Annotated in this window: 15 protein-coding genes; 8 read left to right on the top strand and 7 right to left on the bottom strand. The window is 48.4% G+C overall.

The genetic code is table 11. The features are described from left to right. Positions 1 to 183: 183 nt before the first annotated feature. Together rnk and A10D4_RS12160 are read right to left on the bottom strand one after the other, a co-directional pair. The gene (gene rnk, locus A10D4_RS12155) at positions 184 to 591 is read right to left on the bottom strand and encodes a nucleoside diphosphate kinase regulator (RefSeq protein WP_008489854.1); all 408 of its coding nucleotides are present in this window, start codon (positions 589 to 591) and stop codon (positions 184 to 186) included. Between the two features lie 300 nt (positions 592 to 891). Beyond that, a complete protein-coding gene (locus A10D4_RS12160; protein ID WP_008489855.1) occupies positions 892 to 2,808 on the bottom strand; it encodes a serine hydrolase domain-containing protein in 1,917 nt (638 codons plus the stop codon). A gap of 323 nt (positions 2,809 to 3,131) precedes the next feature. Here A10D4_RS12160 and A10D4_RS12165 point away from each other — a divergent pair, with 323 nt between their 5' ends. Next, the gene (locus tag A10D4_RS12165) at positions 3,132 to 3,803 is read left to right on the top strand and encodes a GntR family transcriptional regulator (RefSeq protein WP_008489856.1); all 672 of its coding nucleotides are present in this window, start codon (positions 3,132 to 3,134) and stop codon (positions 3,801 to 3,803) included. A 37-nt stretch (positions 3,804 to 3,840) separates the two neighbouring features. Here A10D4_RS12165 and A10D4_RS12170 read toward each other — a convergent pair whose 3' ends face one another. After that, positions 3,841 to 6,099: a TonB-dependent receptor gene (locus tag A10D4_RS12170; RefSeq protein ID WP_192811531.1), complete on the bottom strand. Its 2,259-nt coding sequence runs from the start codon at positions 6,097 to 6,099 to the stop codon at positions 3,841 to 3,843. A 233-nt stretch (positions 6,100 to 6,332) separates the two neighbouring features. Here A10D4_RS12170 and A10D4_RS12175 point away from each other — a divergent pair, with 233 nt between their 5' ends. Next, the gene (locus A10D4_RS12175) at positions 6,333 to 7,439 is read left to right on the top strand and encodes a mandelate racemase/muconate lactonizing enzyme family protein (protein ID WP_008489858.1); all 1,107 of its coding nucleotides are present in this window, start codon (positions 6,333 to 6,335) and stop codon (positions 7,437 to 7,439) included. A gap of 66 nt (positions 7,440 to 7,505) precedes the next feature. Next, positions 7,506 to 8,642, top strand: coding sequence for a DUF819 family protein (locus tag A10D4_RS12180; RefSeq protein ID WP_008489860.1), 1,137 nt, complete (start codon positions 7,506 to 7,508; stop codon positions 8,640 to 8,642). On the opposite strand, the gene A10D4_RS12185 is transcribed toward A10D4_RS12180, so the two are convergent. After that, complete coding sequence (locus A10D4_RS12185; RefSeq protein WP_008489861.1) at positions 8,614 to 9,684, bottom strand: NAD(P)H-dependent flavin oxidoreductase; 1,071 nt, start codon at positions 9,682 to 9,684, stop codon at positions 8,614 to 8,616. The two genes, A10D4_RS12180 and A10D4_RS12185, sit on opposite strands and share 29 nt — an antisense overlap. A gap of 185 nt (positions 9,685 to 9,869) precedes the next feature. On the opposite strand from A10D4_RS12185, the gene A10D4_RS12190 reads away from it, so the two are divergent. The 4 genes from A10D4_RS12190 (at position 9,870) to A10D4_RS12210 (ending at position 12,650) form a co-directional block, all read left to right on the top strand. After that, positions 9,870 to 10,397, top strand: coding sequence for a hypothetical protein (locus tag A10D4_RS12190; protein WP_008489862.1), 528 nt, complete (start codon positions 9,870 to 9,872; stop codon positions 10,395 to 10,397). Between the two features lie 390 nt (positions 10,398 to 10,787). Continuing rightward, the gene (locus A10D4_RS12195) at positions 10,788 to 11,393 is read left to right on the top strand and encodes a hypothetical protein (protein WP_156812160.1); all 606 of its coding nucleotides are present in this window, start codon (positions 10,788 to 10,790) and stop codon (positions 11,391 to 11,393) included. 305 nt (positions 11,394 to 11,698) lie between these two features. Then, positions 11,699 to 12,013, top strand: coding sequence for a hypothetical protein (locus tag A10D4_RS12205; RefSeq protein ID WP_008489865.1), 315 nt, complete (start codon positions 11,699 to 11,701; stop codon positions 12,011 to 12,013). A 163-nt stretch (positions 12,014 to 12,176) separates the two neighbouring features. Continuing rightward, positions 12,177 to 12,650: a hypothetical protein gene (locus A10D4_RS12210; protein ID WP_008489866.1), complete on the top strand. Its 474-nt coding sequence runs from the start codon at positions 12,177 to 12,179 to the stop codon at positions 12,648 to 12,650. Between the two features lie 67 nt (positions 12,651 to 12,717). Here the strand turns inward: A10D4_RS12210 and A10D4_RS12215 are convergent, their stop codons facing one another. Next, entirely contained in the window at positions 12,718 to 14,817 is a 2,100-nt protein-coding gene (locus tag A10D4_RS12215; protein WP_008489867.1) for a TonB-dependent siderophore receptor, read from the bottom strand. 62 nt (positions 14,818 to 14,879) lie between these two features. Beyond that, positions 14,880 to 15,617: an AraC family transcriptional regulator gene (locus A10D4_RS12220; RefSeq protein ID WP_008489868.1), complete on the bottom strand. Its 738-nt coding sequence runs from the start codon at positions 15,615 to 15,617 to the stop codon at positions 14,880 to 14,882. 90 nt (positions 15,618 to 15,707) lie between these two features. On the opposite strand from A10D4_RS12220, the gene A10D4_RS12225 reads away from it, so the two are divergent. After that, positions 15,708 to 16,097, top strand: a complete 390-nt coding sequence (locus A10D4_RS12225; RefSeq protein ID WP_008489869.1) for a nuclear transport factor 2 family protein — start codon at positions 15,708 to 15,710, stop codon at positions 16,095 to 16,097. Between the two features lie 140 nt (positions 16,098 to 16,237). On the opposite strand, the gene A10D4_RS14135 is transcribed toward A10D4_RS12225, so the two are convergent. Next, the gene (locus A10D4_RS14135; RefSeq protein WP_156812161.1) at positions 16,238 to 16,675 is read right to left on the bottom strand and encodes a hypothetical protein; all 438 of its coding nucleotides are present in this window, start codon (positions 16,673 to 16,675) and stop codon (positions 16,238 to 16,240) included. Between the last annotated feature and the right edge of the window lie 810 nt (positions 16,676 to 17,485).

Consider the following 17,485-nt stretch of genomic DNA (forward strand, 5'->3'; position numbering starts at 1 on the left):
CTAATGAAAATGATAGTTATTATCAATAGTGGAATGAGTTTTTAGTCTTTCTAAATATAAGCAGATGGCTAGCGTTGATCGCGTTCGAGCATCACCATCAACCAGATCTAGCAGGTTTAGCCAGATCTGGTGATTGCATTTGCTATCACTATGGTTGTGTTGATTAAAACAAAGATGGCGGGGTTAAAGATGATAATCGCCGTTGCGCTCGGGTTGATTGAGCACCGCTAATACTTCCAGCGTAAAATGGCTATCGCGGTTCGGCCAGTAGATACGGTCACCCTCCGCTAAACCAATCAATCCGCTACCCACATTGGATAAAATTGATAGGTGCTGCTGCGCATTGCGCCAATCCTTTGGATAACACAAGGTGCGCTCAAAGCTAGCGCCGCTTTCCACAATACGAAAGCGTAAGGTCGAGTTCATCGACACCCGTTCGGGTGGAATGGCCTTGGGGACTAACACCAATGCCCGGCTGAGTTCTTGCTCTAATAACTCATGGACTTGTTCATTGATCACATCTTCATCAAGTAAACGTTCAATACGACAGACGTCCAACTCGGACAACACAATACTCGGTAAGGGTTGCATGATTATTTCCTTTTCACACTGCTAAATTCTGAGATTAACTAGGCGCTATAGAGGGTGTTTCTGAGATTCGAACAACAAGAAGAGAAAACACGAATACGGCCGGCCGTATCCGCGCTATTGATACGACCGGCTTAAGTTGGACAGGTGTGTGCAAATGCCCTGCGGGCAGCGGGATTAAACATCAGTGATATCCTTAAACTCAATATCCTTAATCTACCCCCTCCGGCGCTTAAGTCAAGCCAACAAAAAAAGCTGATACCGCAATAGGTATCAGCTTTGTGTGCGGCGTTAAGTTATCGGCTAAGCGATATAATTCCAGCCTAAAATGTTCCAATAATAATAGAACAGCAGCATATACAGGCCGGCTAGGGTGACCAAACCATAATAAATCTTGCGCCCCCAACTTAACTCACCAGCAACTAAGCTCTTAACCAACAACACCAGCGTCAGCAACGCCAATAAGCTAGCAATGATAGGGAAGATCAAGTTGGCTTTGAATAACCACGGAAAGCCGGTAAACAGTGCTTCGCCATAGCTGATCAAAATCACGCTGGTCAGTACCACAAAAGTGACGTTAGCCAGACTGGTTAGCTGTGCACTGCGACGCAACCAACGCTGCGAGCCGCTCAATGTTTTGTAATGCTTGCGTTTATAGCACCAACTGATCAAAACATGAACGAACAACAACAGACTAAGTAGCGGCAATAACACTTTAAAAGGCGTAGTCGCCAACAGCGGTGTGCGCTGTAACGACATAAACGGCAAGCTATCGTAATACATGGTCGTCATTTGACCTTGTTCATCGGGTACAAATGCGATCAGTTCATCACCATCGACTTGGCGAAACAGATTGTCGTCGATCTCGACATATTGGCGCGCATCAAACGGGCCATCGACTAGTAGGGTATTATCTGCCGTGGGTGTCACACTGACGCCGCCGCTTAATAACCCCATCGCTTTTTCGATTGTACTGTCGTTACGACGCCAGAAAATATAGCTACCGGCATATTGTCCGGCACGCTCGGCAAAGTCGGCAGGCGCGGTCAGCTTTTCATCTTGATAGGGAAAATAATGGTCGTAAAACTGCTCGATAAAAGCACCACGAGCCTGACTATCGGTGGTGGTCATGTAAGACACAAAAATACCCAACTGCTGTTCTTCATCCAACAATAAGTTGGAATGGAACTGCATGGTGTCACCGCCGTGGCCGATCAACCGGTGACCATTGATGTGTTCTTCGTAAAAGCCATAAGCCATACCGCTTAAACGCTCATCGCCATGAAATAACGGTGAGTGCATCAGCTGTGCGGTATCGGCTTGCAAAATACGCTGGCCATCTAGCACGCCGTTGTTTAAATGCGCCAGCATAAAACGCGCCATATCGTTTGCCGACGATGACATGGCGCCAGCCGGGCTAAATGAATCGATCATCTCGAACGGCTGCTCGCTTAACACGCCCTGCTCACGTATATAGCCTTTTACCATATTAGCGCGAATGGTCTCGGGCAACGGCTCTTCGAAACTTGAGTTATGCATCGCCAACGGTTCAAAAATGTGACGTTGTACGTATTCGCTAAAGGGTTCACCCGAGACGCGTTGCACAATCAATCCGGCCAGTGCGGTCGCGTAGTTAGAATACGACGACACTTTGCCCGGCGGATTTAACCGCGCTGGCATGTATTTTTGCATAGCCTGTTCTAAGGCAATGCCTTTATTCGGGTAATACTGAATCAAATAACCCAGCGCACCGTCCTCAAAACCGGCGGTGTGCGTCAGAATATGGCGCAGAGTAATGGGCTGTTCGAAGGTGTCAGGGATACGAAAATCAAGATACTGGTTAACATCGGCATCCAAATCCAGCTTACCCTGCTCATGTAACTGCATCACTGCAGTCCAGGTAAACAACTTAGAAATAGAACCGATACGAAATAACGAGGTTTCCGCGTTGACCGGTTTGTCGGCGTCGTTATCGGCAATGCCGTAGCCTTTAGAAAAAATCAGTTGCCCTTGATGCACTACCGACACCGTCACCGCAGGAATTTCTAATACCGCGCGTTGCGCCTCGACGGTACCATCAATGTAGCTTTCGATATCTTCAAAAGACACGTCTTGTTGTGCGTTGGCGCTAACCGCTGGGGTTAACAACATCAGCCCCATCAGCACCGCACGACAGGCACGGGCAGGCAACGTGCTTACAGTAAAATCAGCGATCTGCATGCAGTTCTCCTTGCAACTTAGGTTGCAAATGCTTGTTGTTATTGTTGATTGGCGATTGAGTTAACGTTAAATCCACGCTGGCGTTGCGACGCAACAGGCTTAACGACTGCATAACGATCAATCGGTACTGCTAGTAGTCACTACAGCACAACGCCACCAAATTGTACAGCCAAAATACAAATTAAGGCTGCAATATAATGAAAAAGCCGCCATAATGACTTAATAACGGTGCTGTTGATAGCGAAAGCTGACTATCTGGTTTAGGATCAGCAGGCAGTCAGCAACACCATCAGTAACGCATGCTTAGCAAAAAAGAGAACCTCATGGATAACGCAGAAGAGCTCGACCCTTATGGCCTGATCATGGATGCCATCGTGACGCAAACGCTGCCGCCCAGCCAAAAAGTGTCAGAAAATATTCTCAGCGAGACTTTTGGCATTAGCCGTACCATCGCACGTAACTTGATGGAACGTTTAGTGGCACAGCATTTCTTGGTTACCTTATCGCCCCGGGTCACCCAAGTAGCGCCGTTAACGCTGTTTGATATCCGCCAAAACTTCATGCTGCGTAAAATGCTGCTGCCAGAAGCGATTTCGATGACCGGCGCTAAGGCCGATTTTGCTAGAATTGATGCCCTGAACAAACAAATCCAAGAGTTGCTGCCGATTCGCGACGACCAATCGTCGTTAAAGCTGTTAAAAGCTAACAAAGAACTGAATATGGCGCTGTGCGAAGCGGCTGGCTATCCGTTAATGACAGACTGGATACGCCAGTTAGAAGACACCGCCATGCGCATTTACTGGATTTACATCAAAACCCAAAACGCTTTTCCCTATTCCGGCGAACAGCAAACACTGGCTTTAGAATTGATCAAAAGCGACGACAAAAAGCGTATTAAAGCTTCGGCTTACGACATGATCGAACAGACCGAAGAACGCATGTTCAATGCCATCATCCAGAATAAGAAGTTTTACACTCAAGATTTAGTCTTATAAAACGTCTGCAAGCAGGCATAGCGGCTACCAACGTGGATCAGAACGAATAACTGAAGGACACGCCGATTTTACGTGGTTGTAACGGAATAGCGGTAATATCCACCACGTCGGTTCCAGACACCGCGGTGGCGTTGTAGCGCGTGTAAGCCTGACGGTCAAACAAGTTGTTCACGTACACGCTGACCGACAGATCCTGCCATTCAAAGCCAGCCGTTAAGTTAACCAGCGTATACGCATCGCTATTAACATTAACCGACGGATTGCTGGGGTCACCATTGCTAAAGGCCGACACCGTTTCGTCTTTATAGCGCGCGTTCAGTGATAACCAACCATCGACGTTATCAGACACCGAATACCAATACTGTAAGCCCGACGATACTGTCCATTTAGGTACGTTCGGCACCTGCGCACCTTTTTCGCCAAACAGTGTCGGCTCATCTTCGTTTAAGGTGCTATCGCTGTATGACAAACCCAAATTCCAGCTTAAGTCACGGTTAAATTGGTAGACTAACGAATTCTCAAAGCCTTTGACGGTAATACCGTTATCGGCGTTACCACCGGTGGTCACACCAAAAAAGGTGACATTGGTTTGAAAGTTCTTCCAGTCAATGTAATACAGCGCCGTTTCATAACTGAGCTTATCGTCCAACGCCGAACCCTTGACACCGACTTCGTAACTCCACAAGTCGTCTTGCTCGACCACCGGTTGCGATAACTGCTCGTTGGTGAATGGGTTATACACCGTCAGGTTGGCCGAAGCGGGGCGGTAACCGCTGGCTACCCGAGCATAAAAAGCGGTGTCGCTGCTCGGCCGATAACGCGCGGTTAGCAAGTACGTCTCGACGGTATCTTTGGCGGTATCCAAATTCTCCACGCTCTCGCCGCCTAACAGCACACCATCCTGAATAAAGACCAACGACTGTTCGGTGCGCGAAATACGCATGCCCGCGGTGACATCAAAGTCGGGTCGCAGATAATAGGTGACATTACCGAACGCCGCGTATTCTTTATAGTCACTCGGAAAGGCAGCATAAACGGCTAAGATCTCGCCCGGCATACCGACTAGGTTTTGATTATTTTGAGTTTCTTCGTGGGTATAAAACGCGCCCGCTAACCACTCAAACTGATCGCTGCTGACCGAGGTTAAGCGCACCTCGTGGGAGGTCTTCTCCGACCCAACGTCCAAGCTTAACGGCGCTGAGGTAATGGTACCCGGATCTAAACCCTCGACCTGCTCTAACAACGGACCGTACAACGACACCACATCTTGTTGGTTGTTACTCTCGTACTCGGCACGGCTACTGACTATATCAAGGTCAGCGAAGTCCATTGAATAGCGTAAGCTAGCCGACCATAAGGTCTGTGTTAATTCATCGCTACCGTAAGCACTGTCTGATTTAAACTCACCATAGGTTTCCTCTTTATCGACATTAGCAATACGTACCGCCGAGCTTAAGCCGAATGATGACTCTTGGCGTAAGCCTTTAACACGAATACTGAGTTTATCGGTCGGTTTATAGAGCAAATCGGCGGAATAACCGTGGTCATCCGCTTCATTAGCATTTTCCCGGATGACGTTACCATTAGCAGGATCGACTTGGTCAACATAACCGCCGTCATCACGCGAGTACGCCGATAAGGTCAGACCGAGCGTATCTTCGATCAGCGGAAAGCTATAAAAGCCGCGATACATCTGATTCATATCGCCGTTCTTGGTGTGCGAAAAATCAGCTGTTATCTGTCCCCGACCTTCGTACAATTCGGGCGCTTTGGTAATATATCTTACCGCACCGGCAATCGCGGTTGCGCCATATAACGTGCCTTGCGGTCCCTTGATCAACTCCACCCGCTCGATGTCGCCCAGTAAGCCATCAAAGAACAAGCGGCCACCGGCGGCAAAACTGTTGTTACTGGTCAGCGGTACATCGTCTAGATAAATCGCCGTCACCGCCGAGTCATCTTGCTGGGTAACACCGCGGGCACTGATGCTACCGCGGCCTTGTTGACCAGTAACACTACTAAAATAAAAGCCTGGAGCCTGCTCGATGACATCGGTCACCGAGGTCATCCCGCGCTTTAAAAAATCATCGGGGTCGGCAGCCACTACCGCCGCCGGAACTTCTTGAATGGTTTCCACCCGCCGCGAGGTGGTCACTTCGATACGCTCAACCGATTGTTCGGCGGCGTTATCGCTGACTTGCTGTGCTTGTGCTAGCGGCGACGCTAAGGCAAAAACCGGTAGGCTGTACAGTGAATAACCTATTGCGCGAGCCAGATACTTCATTGTTGTTGTCATTATCATATCCCTCGTGGCGCAGCACTCGTTGCCCTTTGCTACGGGCAGAACTGAGCCTGTTGCGCTGCTATCGGTGAGTGAAACTGTTAACGAGAGTACCGGCTTAACCTCTCGACAAAAATCAATTAAACAGCTTTACTTGAGAATATAGCAGCGTTATTTTTGTTTTTCACGGTTTTTTATTGCTGAATCAAATTTCACCCGATAATAATCATAAACAACAGGTAATCCGTATGAAAATCATCGCCGTGGACGTGGCTCTACTCAATATTGCCATGACCGAACCCTGTAAAACGCCAATCGGCGTACTTGATGCCGCGCGTAACGTGGTGGTACGTATTCACACCGACAACGGTCTTAGCGGTTGGGGTGAAACCAGCCCAATGTCGCCGATTACCGGTGACAGCCAACAAAGCAGCTATGCCTTAGGTCAAGAAATCGCTCCGTTGCTGCTACAGCAGGACGCCTTAGCCTGCGATGCGCGCCTGCGCCAGCTAACACAGTTTAGTCCCGCCGCAAGCTGTATTCGTAGCGCCTTTGATATGGCGCTTTATGACTTGCGCGCGCAACACGCTGGCTTGCCGCTTTACCGCTACTTGGGTGGCGAACATCGCCGTTTAGTCACCGACGCCACTATCGGTAATCAAGCCCGCGTCAGCGACACCGTCGATGCTGCCCTTGGCTGGGTCAAGCAGGGCTTTAGCGCGATCAAACTCAAAACCGGCCGCGCCGACTTAATCGATGTTGAACATGTTCGAGCGGTGCGCGAGGCGGTCGGCGACGAGGTCGCCATCCGCATCGACTGCAATCAGGGTTGGCATTACGCCGAAGCCATGGCGAACATTCGCGCGATGCAAGGGCTAAATCTGCAATACGTCGAACAACCTCTGGCGGCGTGGGATATCGACGGCTTCGCCCGACTACGAAAAGCCTCGCCTATCCCCATTTGCGCCGACGAAAGTGTGTTTAGCGACCACGACGCACTGCGCTTAATCAAACAGGATGCCGTCGATTATCTGAATATCAAGCTGGCTAAGTCAGGTGGTATTGATACCGCGATAAAAATCAACAACCTTGCTCAGGCAGCCGGTCTTCGCTGTATGATAGGTTGCTTCGCCGAGAGTCGGTTAGGGTTAACCGCGGCAGCGCACTTCGCGATGGCGAAAAGCAATATTTGCTTTATCGACTTAGATGCCGGTTTTTGTTTAGCCGAGGACCCGGTTATCGGCGGCATGCATGCGCCCATCGAGGATGGTGGCGTCATCAGCCTATCCGATAGCCCGGGTTTGGGTGCGACTATCGACGACAGCGCATTAACGCAATTACAGCAAGTGAGTTAAACCCGCAACACCTGCCATTCATAACAATAATCACCGTGTGCTAGCCACACGGTATAAGGAGCAGTGATGATAGACTCGCCACCGGTGCTATTAATACTGGCGCTAATTTTTTTGATTGTCTGGTTTAGTTATCAGTGCGAGAAAACGCGTTGGGGTGCAAAAATATCGGCACCGCTGATCATATTGTTTCTCAGTTTTGCGTTAGGCAACCTCGGCGTTTTACCTAGCAAAACACCGGTTTACGATGCCATCAATAGTGTCCTCGTACCGCTCGCAATACCCTTGTTGCTGTTTAGCGCCGATATTAAACGTGCATTAACCGAATGCCGCGCTATGCTCGGCGCCTTTACGCTAGCGGTGGTGGCGACCATTATCGGCGCCGGCGTAGCCTTAAGCGTGCTCGACCTCGGTGTCTTTGAATCGGAAATCGTTGGTGTTCTCAGCGCCAGTTACATCGGTGGTAGCGCCAACTTTGTCGCCACAGCGCAAGCGGTGGGGTTTACCGACTCTTCTTGGTATTTATCGACGCTCACCGCCGACGCCATCGGCGCCATTTTCTTTTTGGGCGCGTTGATGCTGTTGCCCACCATCAACTTTATTAGCCGCCGTTTTAGCCATGCCAGCTTAACCGAACAACAGCAGCAAGCGCGACCAGACGACGCCGTGCCACGCACCATCACCGAAGCCGGCGTGGTTGCCAGCCTGACCCTCAGCGCAGTAATTTGCGCAATAGGTTACGCAATTGCCGCGCTGATCCCGGTCGAGGGCATGTTCATCATTGCCATTACGGTATTGTCGTTATTGTTTGCCAACTTTGCGCCACAGCGTTGGCGCGACCAACTGCGCTTTGACTATCATGCTGGCACCATCTTTATGTATATCTTTTTTGCCGCCATCGGCGCCAGCGCCGATTTAAGCGTTATGGCCGCCTCGGCCATCCCTATCGTTGGCTTTTTAGCGATACTGGTGATCGTGCATATTGTTATTCTGGTGGTGGTCGGCGCCTACTTTAAGTTCTCGTTAGCAGAACTGATGATCGCATCCAGCGCCTGCATTTTGGGGCCATCTGCAGCAGCAGCCATTGCCGCCGGACAGGGTTGGCGACACTTAGTGAGTCCCGGCATGCTGGTGGGCGTGTTGGGTTATGCTATTGCCACCTTTATTGGCATTAGTATTACCTCGACGCTGCATGCCATTCTTTAACCAGCAAGGCCATCAGTTCGGCGGCCGGTAGTTGCCGCGCCAGCGCCGCGGCCTGACCCGCCCAATACGCGCCGAACTGCTCATTACCCTTAGCCAGCGCTGCCGCAGTCAGCGCTTTGCCGGCGTCATAAGCAATCGGGTAAGCCGGCAGCGCGGGCGCCTGCTGGCTATCGACCTCGCGATAAAAGCGATTAACGATGCCACGTGCCGGACGCCCTGAAATAGCACTGGTAATAGCGGTGCGACCACTAGCCGCACCAGTTAATGCTTGTCGGTGACCCGCTTTGGCTGCCGATTCCGGGGTCAAAATAAATGCCGTACCAAGCTGCACGGCCTGTGCTCCCAATTGCAACGCCGCGGCGATAGCTTGACCATTCATGATGCCGCCAGCGGCAATCAGCGGTATTTGCAATTGCTCGTTAAGTTGCGTCAGCAATGCCATTAACCCCAACTCTAAATCGCCGTCTTCGGGCTTAAACACGCCGCGGTGACCGCCAGCCTCGGCTCCTTGTGCGACCACCGCGTCGATGCCCAACGCCTGTGCGACTAGCGCTTCGTCGAGCGTGGTGGCACAAGCGATGGTGACGATGCCTGCGTCGCTAAGCGCGTCGATGGCGGCTTGTGCCGGTAACCCAAAATGAAAACTGACCACGGCGGGGCGCTGCTGCAATAACAGTTGCAGCAGTTCGGGTTGCTCATCAAAACTTAAATAAGGCAGTTTTAAATGGCTTGGGGCGGTGGCGCCAAACTCGGCAAAAAAGGGTTGCAAGTGGCGAAGCCAAGCGGCTTCTTTATCGGCGTCGGCTTGTGCCGGTTGATGGCAGAAAAAGTTTAAATTAATCGGTTTATCGGTAAGTTTTCGCGTTGCCAGCAATTGCTGTTCAACTTGCTCGACACTGCTGGCGCCTAAGCCTAACGAACCTAAGCCGCCCGCATTGCTTACCGCGGCGGCTAATGCAGGGGTCGATACCCCGGCCATCGGCGCTTGAATGATCGGATATTGAATGCCCAATTGCTGCATAAAGCCTTGTTTAGGATGCATCACGACTCTCCTGATAACGACAATGGCGACTGCCTTGCTTGCGGCTCAACAGCATCGAAAAAATGCCGGCAGTTGTCAAACAGCAGACGCTTGCAAACTGCACCGATAACTTGCCAGTGGCGATATAAGCCCCTAGGGTAGAATGATAACTTTAACTGTATAACTCGCGTCTGGAGGACAATTGCATGTTGGCCAAGGTTTTATTGTTGGGCGTCTTTGTCAGCAGTGGTTTTTTCACTGCAACCGCCATCGCACAGTCGGTCTCGTCATCTGCCGATATGCGACCCAATCAATCATCGGCGCGCGCCTGCCAACTACTGACCGAAAAAGAAGTGCTTGATCACATACCCACTAAAAAAGGGGTACAGATCGTCGATGAAAAAGATGAGCCTTCGCATTCAAGCTGTGTCTGGGTGAGAAACGACCTCAACCTTAGCAACACCACCGAAGAGCCGTTTCAATTAACCCTGTCTTGGCAACACAATTTGACCGATGACTATCTGCTTGAGCGCGCCAGCCGTGCCGGTGAGCCCGTGCAAGGCATCGGTGATAAAGCTTACTGGCTAACCACCGCACAACCCTCGCTACTGGTATGGTTTGAAAACGATACCATTAGCGTGCAAATAATGGGTGGTCAAGCTAGCCGCAGTTCCGCCAAGCTAGCCGCTGAACGGGCGCTGCGACGGATAAAAACAGGGCAGGTTTGGCGTTAATGATCGCCTAACAACGCTACGCCATTTCACTGCAAGTAATGGAGAATGCCAACTTTATATCCTTAATCGTTTAGTTCATGTCAAAAGCGCCTGAAGGGAATCAGTTTGTGGTCAGTTGTTCTTTGAGACACCACAAAAAAAGAGGCTAAAGATGCATAAACGTCATCTAACTCCATTCCTTTTACTCGGTCCAACATTATTTTCAGGCGCGATATACGCCGACAGGGTGAGCGTCAATGGAAAGACTTACGAGTGCTCTAACTCGTGCAGTATCAACACCGGGCCACCCATGACAATTCAAGATTGTTGCGGCGGCACAGTGGCTCTTCTGCAACGTGAAGCAATTGAAATTAGCTAGTGCTGAAAGTTTTTTTAAACGGCAAATTAGTTATGAAGAAAATTACCATTGTGGCGTGCCTAGCCGTAGCGATTTTTTTGGCTTTCTTTATACCAGAACAAGCCCCTAATGATGTCAGCGTTCATGAATCAAAAAACAACGCTAGCACGATCTCTGTCCCATTAAAACTAGGCCAAAAGCAAGCAGAAATTACTGTTGAACCAACACTAAAGAGAAGCACAGAAACTGATGATAATAAAGTCTTAGACAATCTAATCTTAACGCTATCAGCCCCTCAGGGATTAGCGCTGGATGCGGCTAATCGGGCCTTACGGCAAGCGGACTTTAATGCGTTAATTGACCGCTTAGCTAATGACAACTCAGGGCTTGAACAAACACTGGCACTGACAGAAACGCTGCTTGATATTCAAACCATACATAACGAGTTAGCACTCACTAACATAGCTTGCAATAGACAGCTATGTGCAGCAACACTTGCCGTTCGCAACACCGAATCTATCATGCCGTTTACCCGTGAGCTGGTCGATAGTTTCTCGCAACCAGTCAGCGTTATCAGCCAACCAGTCGTAGTGAACGGCGTACACAAACTACGGCTGCTACTCAATTTTCGCTCAGCTAGTCTTGTTGTGAACGAGTGATGACGACTTGGCGGATGACCACCCTCATCATAATCATAACCCTATCGGGATGTTCGACCACGGCTAAGATCGCTACAGGATTAATTGCCGATGATCCCTTCCTTTTTAGCGAAATCACGACGGTTAAAGTGCGTTGGGCAAGCGGCAAGTGACACCGAGCGGCGCTCACGCGATGCGCGCATTAGCGTGATGAACGACATACGACAGCAATTAGCCGCAGGCAAAAACCTAAACGACTACTGCAATATTAAGGTTAAACACGCCATTGATGACAGCTTTCAACGACCAGTAACCAGGGGATTTTTATGAGATTAAAGACTATTTTGATAACCTTTTTTGCTTTTTTAATGACCGCTCAAGTAAGCGCCGATGAGCAGCAGTGGATGCAAATACAGCAAGATAACCTAATCAATCAATTACCAGCCAACAAACCAGTGCAACCGCAAGATGGCGATATTCGGACCCAAGTTTGGCAGCGTATCGAAAATAACGTGCTGTTTAGTTACACACTAAAGCAAACCTATCGTGTGCAAGGCGATTCCGGGCGCTGGGTTACGACGTTAACGAGTAAACAATATATTAAAGATGTGCCGCCCAAGGCGGCTGATGGGATTGACTAAATGGTCACCGTTATCAGTACTTTACAAACCTTAACCAAGCCGTCGTTGACGGCTTTTCGGCGTTTTACTAGAGTGACTTAACGCATGCTGACGTCCATTAACATCCAGATGAGCAGCCGTATTGTCAGCAACAGGCGTAAGGAAACCTGTAAGGAAACGACCAATGAAACGACTTTGTACGACTCTCGCTTTTACCACAGTGGTCATTTGCGGCGCGGCTCAAGCGCAGACCGCACCCGAACAATCGATGGATAAACCATGGGATTATATTTACGATAATCCGGGAAAAACACCCCATGACGACGACCAATCTGAACACGGTGAACGACTACAAGCGCGCTGGAACAGTTGCTCAGACATGGTGCTAAAAACCAATATGGTGGCAAAGACCATCGCCGGCGTAAAAGATAACCCCGACGACTATTACGTCACCGCAGAACAAAATCGTAAGCAACTCGACCAGTTCTTTCCAACCAATACCGGCACCTACCAAGACACCATTAACGCAAAGATTTTAGCGCTAGGTGACGAACATTGGAAAATGGCGCGCGGTGATGCCGACAGCGCACCCGAACTATCACAAATGGCGTGGGACTGGTGCACCAACCAAGATGCCGAAAACTTCGTCGGATTATAGCTAATAGCGGGTGGTGACAATTAACACCAAACGTGCGGATGACTCGCAGGCATCCGCGCGTTCGCTTTTATAAATCAAGGTTAAGTGTGAGTTCTGCCGTTCGTTCCATGCCCATCCAGCAATTGGTGGCGTCGGAGCAAGCGCCCACATAACGCTCATTGGTAACATTATTAACCGACAAGCCAATACGCATAGTTGGATTAATCCGGTAAGTCATAGCGATATCACCTAACGTATAGCTAGGCACTGTAGCGGTATTCTCTGCATCCAGAGCGCTCTCTCCAACAAAACGAATACCAGCGCTGACATCAAAGCGGTCATTAAGGTAATAAGTCGCCCACAATGACGCTTGTTTATCGGCCACCCAAACAGGCGTTTTTCCTACTAAATTGGGGTTTAATGGGTTATCACTCACCTCGACATCCTGATGATTATAGGTTGCCAATAACTCCAAATCCTCGCTGACTTGGCCAGCAAGCGATAACTCAAAGCCGGTCGAAGTCACTTCGCCTGTCTGTGTGTATTGCATAAAATCAGGCGTGTTAACCACCACATTCTCTTGTGTGATATCAAAGTAAGCCGAGGTAATTTGAACTCGCTCTCCAGCGTACTTTAACCCCACCTCAAATTGCTCTGCGGTAGTGGGCTTGAAAGCCGCACCGGTGTTGGTGTCCACTCCAGAGGTCGGCTCGTACGAAGTGGCATAGTTAACATAGGGGCGAATACCGTTCTCAAAATTGTAAATCACAGCTAAACGAACACTGGTTTCACTCTGATCGATATCGGTTATCGTTTCAGCGCCCGCCGCTTGTTGTTTGTCTGTACTCTCGTATTGGTCATGGCGTAAGTTAGCTAGCAGTACCCAGTTAGCAACACTGATCTCATCCTGTAAGTAATAACCCACCTGAGTTTGTTCTATATCGTTCAGTTGGTCGTAAGCAAAACTGGCCTCTAGCGCCGCTATATCAAATTGATGGTGATCGGGAGCAGCAAGATCGATAGTGGGTGTATTCGCACCAAAAGTATCACGATAGCGTACATCGGAATTTAACGTCTGGTAGTCAACACCGACTAATACCGCGTGCGTCACCTCGCCATGACTCAACTCAAACGCCAACTGGTTATCGACGGTATAGCCATTCATACTTTCGTCTGTGCGATAAGCCGCACGCGTCAAGGTGCGTCCTGCTGGGGCAAAATGATAGCTATTGCGTTGTAATAACTCGCCATCGGTATAGCGAAAATTTTGCAAAAAAGTTAAACCGTTAGCAAACTGGTGATTAAACTTATAGCCAACCATACCGATGCTCCGGTCAACATTATTCCAGTTGCCATCACCGGCATAGGCATCACTGTCTAAGCGACCCCAGTCAGCGTTTAATACCGTACCTTCAGCAGGTAATGGCGTCGACGGTATAGCCCTAGGATCGCGCTGATAATAAAGGTTGAGGTTTAAACTTGTGCGTTCTGCCAGTTGAAAGGTGGCCGAAGGCGCCAACAAATAGCGTTCTTCCTCGGTAGTTTGCATTTGTCCATCGCGCTGACGAGCTAACGCGACCACACGGTAATCAGCAATATCGCTAATACCATTATGATCAATACCAATTTCCGCCAAACTTTGCGTACCCGCACGTAAGCGCAAACTGGTTTGTTCAGTGCTCAATGGTAATTTGGCGACCTGATTAACCATACCGCCAGGAGGTGCTGAACCATAAAGTACCGAGGTTGGTCCTTTTAATACCTCAATACGCTCACTCGCATAAGCATCAACTTGTGCAGCCAAGTTCCACAAGTTGTTATATGGCAATTGTAAGCCATCGTAATAATTCCGGTAACTTTGAAAACCACGAATACTATACTGGTCAAAAATTGTCACCGTACCACGGCTTTCAGGCGTCACCCCGGGTACATAACGCAGCGCTTCGTTGACACTGTCTACAGCCCTAAGCTGTAATAGTTCGCTGTCGTAAACCTCATAACTCATCGGTGCTTGTAAGGGTGTCAGTGCCGACTTGGTACCCGTGGTGCGATAAGAGTCAGCATATACTTCAATCCGCTCAATCGACGGTTCGGCTTCAGTTTGTTGTGCCCAAACCGACCCCGACACAGCCATCATCGCCAGCCACAGAGAACCACGTTTAAATTGATTTAACGATAGCGAAAACATAAGCAATTCCATGTAGAACATAAAGGCAACACATGTTATTGCAATTGATTCCTATTTACAAATCAATTAACTTTCACTTGAAACTGCCTCGGTGTTTCTCTAAAGCGCTCGCGAAATGCCTTAATGTAGGCACTAACCGTGGCATAACCGCATAACGCTGAAACTTCGCTAATGGCTAATCCCGCATCAATCCATTGCAGCGACGTTAGCAATTTAGCTTGCTGCCGCCACTGACTAAAACTCAAACCCGTTTGCTCCATAAATAATCGACTTAACGTGCGTATACTCACCCCCCACTTGTTGGCTAACGCAGCTTGACTTTTTTGGCTTGCAGGCTCTTCAAGTAACTCGTCGGCAATATGGCGAGCACGACGATCAGCGGGCAACGGTAAACACAAAGACAGCTCTGCAGTGCGCATAGCTTCGTACGCCAATAACTCTGTGAGGTGTGCTAAGTATTCAGTTGGATAGTCAACAGCTAAAGACGTCAATTTTTGCAAAATTGCCTGTATAAAAAAATCTATGCGGCAAATCTTAGGCTTATTATGCAACGCCATATTATCCATCGAGTTAACTCGAAAGATATAGCCCTGCACAGTAGATAACGCACGAGCTTTATGAGCCAACTTTTCAGGAAACCACCCCAGAGACCCCGACGTTAACGTCCACTGTGCCTGCTCAGTTTCGATGACAAAAATTCCGCGCGTCAACCAATAAAACTGACCCGCCGAATGACTATGCCAGGGTGTTTCATGTTGCCGAACATGGCTTAACGCTTCGATATGCACAAAAATGGCCACTTAAAGATATTTAATGTCTTAATAGCGATAATAGGCCTAGCGTTTCACTTTGTATACTGCATGCGTTGGATCAATTAGGAGTATGAACAAATGAACACACGCAATTTTGTCATCAACGCATTGCAGCACGTTATCGGAAACCCAGAGCACGACGCAAAGTTATTGGAGCATTACTTTTCTGAAAAGTATCAACAAAGGGTGAATGGCGTTAGCCTGGATTACCATCAGTTTGTCGAGCATATGGCACTGCTGAAACGCCATACAAAGAAAATGATACTGAACATTCTCGCGCTGGCATCAGAAGACGATACCGTTTTTACTCAGCATCATGTAGATATCGAAAAGAGTGATGGAGAACAATGCTCGTTTGAGGTTTTTGCTAATTTCACCATAAAAAATAACAAGATAGTCAGTTGCGTAGAACTTACACGTTTGCTGGCAGGCAGCTCAGAAGATGACGATATGGGCAGTCGACACTAAAACTTATCAAGCAATCACTGCTTCTTTTCAGCAAAAAAACATTAGATACCCTATTGCAGGGGTATCTAATTTGTTCGCTGATTAACGAGTGCCCATTTTATTAAGGGGCTAATGCACTTGTCTTGGCGTTCTATCCCCAATTAGCTTATCTCAGCAGCTCGACGCGGAACTCGGGTCGTACTCGTGCTCACACCGACTAGCTCGCCGTTTTCATAAGTAAAAGTGATGGTAACCGTCACAATGTGAGTAGCGGTAGTGTAAGTTGTCGATGACGACGACGAACAAGCACCAGAAACACAAGGAGCAGGTGGGTTACTTGAACTAGAGGTATCTATGTCATTGGCGTTTAAAAGACCATTTTCACTGTTACTGTGCACTAATTTTGCGGTTCTATCTAAATTCACTTCGCTTGAATGCAGGATATGTCCTTTATCATCCCAGACCAGCACCGAGAGCTTTTCTAAGTCTTTGTTGTGTTCTACTTGAGTACACACATTATTTGAGCATGGCGGCAACGTTTGGCTGGCTAGAGCGACGAACGACATAAGAGAGAAAACTGTTGCGATAAGTAGCTTCATAAAGCTGCTCCTTGTCATTTTTGTAAAATGTAAGACACCACGCAACCAGCGTAATGATACACAGTTAAATGTTGCAAAAATGTTTCAATTTGTCAAATGGGCAAGAGCGTGAGCGAGTTAAAATACTAAGGTGGCGAGTTCGGGCCCAAACGCGTTAAACAAAGAGCCGTACATTTATTTACACTAATAAAAAGGTGTTACTTAGGAATAAAGTTTGATACTAGATTTGGATTAAGTCATTGATTTTATATTACACATCTTCTTTAACTAATAAATAAAGTATCATACAAATTCGAGTGATGTTCACGATTTCGGATAATTTTATAGAATAAAGAATAAAACTAATGTTTAGATAACACTACCCTACAACCGTTAAAGATGTCTAGAAACTCTGGGAATTCCACTAATATCCCATCCTCAGACTGGACTTCCCAGACGTTATTAACCTTCGGCTCGCTCCCAAAGTATTCTACCATCACGTGCACAAGCATATGGCACGAGGTCCTCCGGCGGAGGCTTTGACTCCTCAAAGCGGTAACGTTTAGCAACGATTAAATCGATTTTTCCCAAACCTAGTTTCCTTCGCGAACGATCCAGCTCAAACATTAATTCTGTATTCCTTCCTGTAAGGATTCCTGCAGGAGCATCATCTTCTATAACCGAGACAAAATCATGGTCGCTGCCCGGGCGCTCCTCATCCCGAGGTCGACTTCCAATAATATATAGCCTTTGGTAACCATATTTACCGAGGTGACGAATACAGAACTGATGAGTGAATTCTGTAACTGCCCCTTAAAATAATACAGCTCA

The organism is Idiomarina xiamenensis 10-D-4 (assembly GCF_000299895.1).
In the GTDB taxonomy this organism is placed as follows: Bacteria; Pseudomonadota; Gammaproteobacteria; order Enterobacterales; family Alteromonadaceae; genus Idiomarina; species Idiomarina xiamenensis.

Excerpts from the sequence above, each read along its gene's own strand:
- rnk (WP_008489854.1), bottom strand. The coding sequence starts at position 591 with ATGCAACCCTTACCGAGTATTGTGTTGTCCGAGTTGGACGTCTGTCGT.
- A10D4_RS12160 (WP_008489855.1), bottom strand. The coding sequence starts at position 2,808 with ATGCAGATCGCTGATTTTACTGTAAGCACGTTGCCTGCCCGTGCCTGT.
- A10D4_RS12165 (WP_008489856.1), top strand. The coding sequence starts at position 3,132 with ATGGATAACGCAGAAGAGCTCGACCCTTATGGCCTGATCATGGATGCC.
- A10D4_RS12170 (WP_192811531.1), bottom strand. The coding sequence starts at position 6,099 with ATGACAACAACAATGAAGTATCTGGCTCGCGCAATAGGTTATTCACTG.
- A10D4_RS12175 (WP_008489858.1), top strand. The coding sequence starts at position 6,333 with ATGAAAATCATCGCCGTGGACGTGGCTCTACTCAATATTGCCATGACC.
- A10D4_RS12180 (WP_008489860.1), top strand. The coding sequence starts at position 7,506 with ATGATAGACTCGCCACCGGTGCTATTAATACTGGCGCTAATTTTTTTG.
- A10D4_RS12185 (WP_008489861.1), bottom strand. The coding sequence starts at position 9,684 with ATGCATCCTAAACAAGGCTTTATGCAGCAATTGGGCATTCAATATCCG.
- A10D4_RS12190 (WP_008489862.1), top strand. The coding sequence starts at position 9,870 with ATGTTGGCCAAGGTTTTATTGTTGGGCGTCTTTGTCAGCAGTGGTTTT.
- A10D4_RS12195 (WP_156812160.1), top strand. The coding sequence starts at position 10,788 with ATGAAGAAAATTACCATTGTGGCGTGCCTAGCCGTAGCGATTTTTTTG.
- A10D4_RS12205 (WP_008489865.1), top strand. The coding sequence starts at position 11,699 with ATGAGATTAAAGACTATTTTGATAACCTTTTTTGCTTTTTTAATGACC.
- A10D4_RS12210 (WP_008489866.1), top strand. The coding sequence starts at position 12,177 with ATGAAACGACTTTGTACGACTCTCGCTTTTACCACAGTGGTCATTTGC.
- A10D4_RS12215 (WP_008489867.1), bottom strand. The coding sequence starts at position 14,817 with ATGTTTTCGCTATCGTTAAATCAATTTAAACGTGGTTCTCTGTGGCTG.
- A10D4_RS12225 (WP_008489869.1), top strand. The coding sequence starts at position 15,708 with ATGAACACACGCAATTTTGTCATCAACGCATTGCAGCACGTTATCGGA.
- A10D4_RS14135 (WP_156812161.1), bottom strand. The coding sequence starts at position 16,675 with ATGAAGCTACTTATCGCAACAGTTTTCTCTCTTATGTCGTTCGTCGCT.